The 5,501-nt window shown below is 74.7% G+C and carries 2 protein-coding genes; one reads left to right on the forward strand and one right to left on the reverse strand.

Annotated features, from left to right (window positions below):
• Positions 1-1,648, forward strand: a 1,648-nt coding sequence (locus KGQ19_RS47120) for a YehQ family protein (protein ID WP_212021907.1), incomplete at its 5' end; no start/stop codon positions are given.
• Positions 1,649-1,746: 98 nt separating this feature from the next.
• On the opposite strand, the gene KGQ19_RS47125 is transcribed toward KGQ19_RS47120, so the two are convergent.
• The gene (locus KGQ19_RS47125; protein ID WP_212021910.1) at positions 1,747-5,409 is read right to left on the reverse strand and encodes a PAS domain-containing protein; all 3,663 of its coding nucleotides are present in this window, start codon (positions 5,407-5,409) and stop codon (positions 1,747-1,749) included.
• Between the last annotated feature and the right edge of the window lie 92 nt (positions 5,410-5,501).

Raw genomic sequence — 5,501 nt, forward strand, 5'->3', positions numbered from 1 at the left:
GGGTGGGGCCGGCGACGAGCTCGCGGCGACGGGGGCGGATGCGGGCCCTGATGATGGTGTCGCAACCGAGCAATCAGCGCTGGTCGGCTTGGCTGAGGCGAGTCCCAGCGTGGGCGAGGTCGCTGCGGGCGGTGCCGATAGCGCTGCGGGCCTGGCCGGTGCCGCTGGTTCGGTGAGCGAGGCGCCTGCCGTGGCGGCCGCGAATTCAGCTGCCGGCTCTAGTGCTGCGGGCGGCGCCAGGGGCGTCGAGCAGTCAACTCCGGCTGGCTTGGCTGATTGTTCTGCCGAGCCCACCGCAACTGTTGCGGGTTCGGCGGCTGATCGTGGCCCTGTTGGTCCGGTCGGCGCACCCGCCCTCGCCGCCGCCCTCGACCTGGCCGCCGACATCTTCCTCACCGGCGTCTCCAACCTCGCCGCCGGCTTCACCCCGCGCCTGGCGCGCGTCCGGCGCGACCTCGACTCCGCGAGCCTGCGGTGGCCGCTCCTGGCCACTGAGGATCTGGCCGACCAGTTGGCGGCGCATGCGGATCGGGCCGCGCGGCATCAGCAGGTGCTGGTCGCGGATCTGTTGGCGGAGCTCGTCGCGCGGGCGCGGGTTGCCGGGGCCGCGGTGGGGCAGCCTCGGTCGCGGGTGCTGGGTACCGAGGAGGCGGCGGAGGTGGCGCTGCGGCGGCTGCGGCTGACCGCGCTCGGGTGCCGGGTGCAGGCGCTCGGGGAGGATCGCAGGGCCCTGGTCTTCCTCGCGGATCCGGGTGCCGGGATCGTTCTCACGCTGGACGGGCGGTTCCCGGGGGCGGCGACGGGTGCCGATCTGGTCGCGCGCCGGTTGGCCGGGAGCACCGTGGGGGTGCTGGCCGGGGGGAACGTCGTGACCGAGACCGCGCATCGGCGGGCGGACCGGCGGTTGCGGCTGGCCGTGAACCGGGTCGCGCGCACGACGGTCAGCCAGTCCGGTGGCGCCTGGGGCCACCTGCCCTCGACGTTGCTGGCCCGCGACCTGGACGCGCTGGCCGCCGAGTTCGACCGCCTGCCGCCGCGCCTGGTGCGACCGCGGGTCGATGCCGAAGACGTGCGGGTCGTGGAGATCGCAGACGTCGAATACCTCGGCTACGAGCCCGGCAGCCAGCGGCTGACCGCCGTGGTGCGCGGTACGGCCGGCGGCACCGCGCTGGTCGTCTCCGAGTACCGCGCCGTCACCCCCGGCGCGCTGGACGCCCTCGCCGACGCGCTCCAGCGCGATCCGACCTTCGTCTCGGCCACCGTGCGACGCGGGCGCGGCGGCCTGGTGCTGACCCCGATCGCGGTGGTGGCCGAGGGCCGCGTCGTGGTGCCGGACCTCGCCTCCGGAGACGGCTCCAAGGCCCTCGACGACGGCGGCGCGCCGGCCCCCGATCGCCTCACCGCCGCGATCGAGGCCGCGTTCGAACTGCTCGCGGAGATGGCGCACCGAGGCGCGCGGCACCTGCCGCCCTCGTTCGAGGCGCGCCTGGGTTCGACGGCCGAACGCCTCGACACCGCCGGACTCGGACGCTGCGCCACCGATCTTCGTGGTCTGAGTCGCACCCTGGGCCCGGACCCGGGACGTGCGGCCTTCGACGCGTGGGCCGATGCCGCGATCCGCCTGATCACCACAGCCGAACTGCGCTGACCGGCACCGGGGGTCACCGTATCGGGGACCCCGCATCGCGGATCACCGTAACCGACGTCGGCCGCGCAGTCGCGCGGCCGACGACCGCGCGTCCGGCGTCAGTCTGCGATCTTGCCCATCAAATCCCCGAGCCGGTTCGCCGCCTCCGGCCCGACCTCCCGGTCCACCAGATGCACCACGGCCTCGCCGGAGCGCAGCGCTCGCAGCATGTTCGTGTCGGCGGTCATCGTCGCCGGCACCGTGAACAGCACCGTCGGCGCGAGGTGCAGCCGCTCGTAGGTCCGCAGCCAGTCGATGATCCCGGAACGCCGCCGCCGCACCAGCGTTATGTCCATGACGATCAGCTGCGGATGCTCGGCGACCATCGCGGCCATGGCGTCGTTCTCACTCGAGGCCTGGACCACCCGCATCCCGTCGCGCTCCAACGAGATCGCGAACGCTGCGGCCAGATCCGGGTTCTCCTCCAGCAGCAGCACCCGAGGCGCCGGAACCTGCTCCGGAGTCAGGGCCCTGAGCAGCGCGGACGGATCCGCGCCGCGCCGCGCGGTCGCCGTCATCGCGGCGGCCGGAACGGCACCCAACCCGGCGGTCACGAACAGCGGGATGCCCGAGTCGGCCGCGGCGGCGCGCAGCGTGTGCAACGCGGCCCGCGTCACCGGCACCCCGACCGGGTCGGCCAACAGGGCCACCGGCCGTGCGGCCCCGGTCTCGCTCAACTGCGCGGGCGCCTTCAACGCGGTCGGCGCGTAGCCCTGCGCGGCCAGCACCTGCTCGGCCCCGGCCTCCGGTGTCGGCCACACCAGCAGCGTCGGCGGGGCCGCGGGCTCGGCGGCGGTCGGCGCCGGCCAGGCCTCAGTACCCTGCGGATCCGGCTCGTCCGGGTTCGGCCACGCCTGCGCCTCGTTCGAGGCCGGCTTCAACGTGCCGAACGGCGACGGGGGGAGCGTCCCGAACGGCGACGCGCTCTGCGCCTCGGTCATGAAGGGGGCGGGCGGCTGGGGCGCGGAGACGGCGATCTCAGAACTTTGCGCCTCGCCACCGAACGGCGACGACGGCTGGCCGTCGGTCAGGAACGGCGAGGGCGGCTGCTGACCGGTTGGCGGAAATGCGCCACCTCCGGCTCCCGGTCCGGCGGCCATCGGGTTCAGCGGATTCGGGTTCAGCGGATTCGGGTTCAGCGGATTCGGATTCAGCGGATTCAGCGCGTTGATCGGATCAGCATCCTGCGCGTCCGCCCCGAACACTCCGTCCGACAAGTCACCGAACGGCGACGGGGGCTTCGGTACCGGGTAGACGTCGCCGCTGCTGTTGCCGGCGAACGCCATCCCCGCGGACTGCCCGCTCGCGGCGTCGCCGAAGACACCGCCGTCCGAGGCGAACGCGTCCTCGCGCTGGTTACGCTGGTCGAGCTGGCCACGCTGATCGAGCTGGCCGGCGTCGGCGTGGTGGCCGTGACGTCCGCCGATGGCGTACATGCCGGAGCCGCCGGAGTTGGTGGCGATACCCGCGCTACCCGCGTTACGTGCGTTACCTGCGATGCCGCCGTTGCCGAGTCCGCCGGCATCGTTACCCGGCACCTCGTCACGGAACAACGGCTGTGCCGGATCCGGGCCGTACAGCGACCCCGTCCCGACCGCTCGCGGCGCGCCGAAGCGGGAGTCGCCGCCGTCGAGCTCGCGGAACAGCTGCTGCGGCTCGCCGTAGAGCGAAGCAGCCTGCTGAGCCTCCGGTGTGAAGTTTCCCGACGTGGACAGCGGGCCGTCGTCCTGGTGCGCGCCCGACGTGCGCAGCGCGGCATCCGCCGCGGGCTCGACGTGCTGGATCAGATAGCCGTCGTCGGCCGCCTGCTGCGCCGCCCGCCGACGTCCTCGGGGCGCCGACTCGGGCTGACCGGGCTGACCGGCTTGGCCGGGCTGCCCGGGCTGTCCGACCTGCCCCGGTGGTGCCATCCCCCCGGAGCCGTTGGCCGCGGAGCCCCCGGCGTTGTTCCCGCCAGCCGACGTGCGGACCGGCACCGGAAGCGACGCGTCCGCGAAGCCGCGGTCCTCCGCCGGTGCGATCTGGCGCGGGATGGTGGTCGTGGTGGCCGCGGCCGAGTCGACGCGTCGCCGACTGCCGGAGGCCGAGCCCGAACCGGCGAGGGAGCCGGATGCCGACTGCGCGGGCTCGATGTCCCGCACGATCGGGATGATCCGCGTCTCCTCGACCAGGTTGCGCGAGGCCGAGGGCGCGCCGGAGGCCAGCTCGGTCTCGCCCTCGGGGCCGACCGGCAGCTCGATCACGTAGGTGACGCCCTTGCCGTCCACGCGGTGCACCGTGAGCTGGCCGCCGTGCCGTTCCACCACGGTGCGGGCGAAGCTCAGGTGCTCCGGCACGCCCGCGACCTCGGCGCCGCGCACCTCGATGCGGGCGATGGGGCCGCGGCGGGCGGCGGCGACCACGACCGTGGAGCCCGGGGGAGAGGCCTGGACCGTGTCCACCAGCAGGTGGCGGACGGCCTGCGTCATCCGGTCGGCGTCTATCACGACCTCGGCCGGGCCGGTGTGCACGGCCAGGTCGATGCCCGCCGCGCCGGCCAGGTCGGTCGCGGCGTCGGTGGCCGCGTGCACTATCCGGCCCAGCTCGGCGGGGCGCTTGCGCAGGCCGGTGGGGCCGGCCGCGGCGTCCAGCAGCTCCTCGACCAGGCGCGTGGCCTCGGCGAGTTCGGCGGTGACGTGGGCCAGCCGGTGCCGGACGGACGGGCTCAGGCCGTCGCCGTCGTTGGCCAGCCGGGCGAGCTCGGTGCGGGCGGCGTCCAGCGGGCGTCGCAGCGCGCTGACGGACTCGGCGCTCAGCCCGGCGCCGCCCATCCCGCCGAGCATTCCGCCCAGGCCGTTGGCCCCGCTGAAGGCGCCGACGCCGGGATGGCCGCCACCGGCCGCGCCGTTGGCCCCGCCGGCCGGGGTGGTCAGCGCGGGGAGCCGGAAGCGGGACAGGTCGACGAAGGTCACGACCGCCCCGACCAGGGCGTCGTCCTCCATTACCGGAGCCGTCGACAGCTCCACCGGCACCGTCCCGCCGCCCTTGGCGATCAGGTGCAGCCCGGCCTCACTGCCCAGGCGGTGCTTGCGTCCGGTGCGCAGGGTGTCGGCCACCGGCGAGGGCTCACCGGGCGCGGATCCGCCGATCAGCGCGTCGAACTCCAGGCCGCCGAGCTCGGAGGCCCGGTATTTCAGGACCCGCGCGGCGGCCGGGTTCACCAGCACCACGCGGCCGGCGGTGTCCACGCCGACGATGCCCTCGCTGGCGGCGCGCAGGATCAGCTCGGTCTGCTTCTGCTGGCGGCGCAGCTCGGCCTCGGCGTCGGCGACCCGCGACACGTCGCGGACCACCACCACCTCCAACCCGCCGTGCCCCGGAGGTAGGAAGGAGCGCACGACCTCGGCCGGGAAGCCGCTCCCGTCGGCCAGCTTGGCGACCATGCGAGTGGGCACCCCGGCCTCCTCGCCGGACACGGCACCGACCCCGGACTCACCCGGATCGGTCCACACCCCGGCGGTCGGATCGGGGGAGGCGACCCGCGCCAACGCGGTCCCGAAGCCGGACAGCAGATCGGTGACGGGCCGGCCGACCAGCGGCGCGCCCGGCGCCTCGAACCAACCCACAGCCACGGCGTTGGCGTTGACCACCCGCCCGCCGCCGTCGACGAGCAGCAACGCCTCGGGCAGCGAATCGAGTATCGCCGCCAACCGGGCGACACCCCGCACCGGTGAACGGTCCATCCAGCCGTGGCCCTCCTCGTGGCGTGCGTCAGGCGCCACTACCCCAACGGGCGACAGGTACTCGCCGCCGGGCCCACCATCCCGCCCCACAC

This window comes from Catenulispora pinistramenti, assembly GCF_018274385.1.
Lineage (GTDB): Bacteria > Actinomycetota > Actinomycetes > Streptomycetales > Catenulisporaceae > Catenulispora > Catenulispora pinistramenti.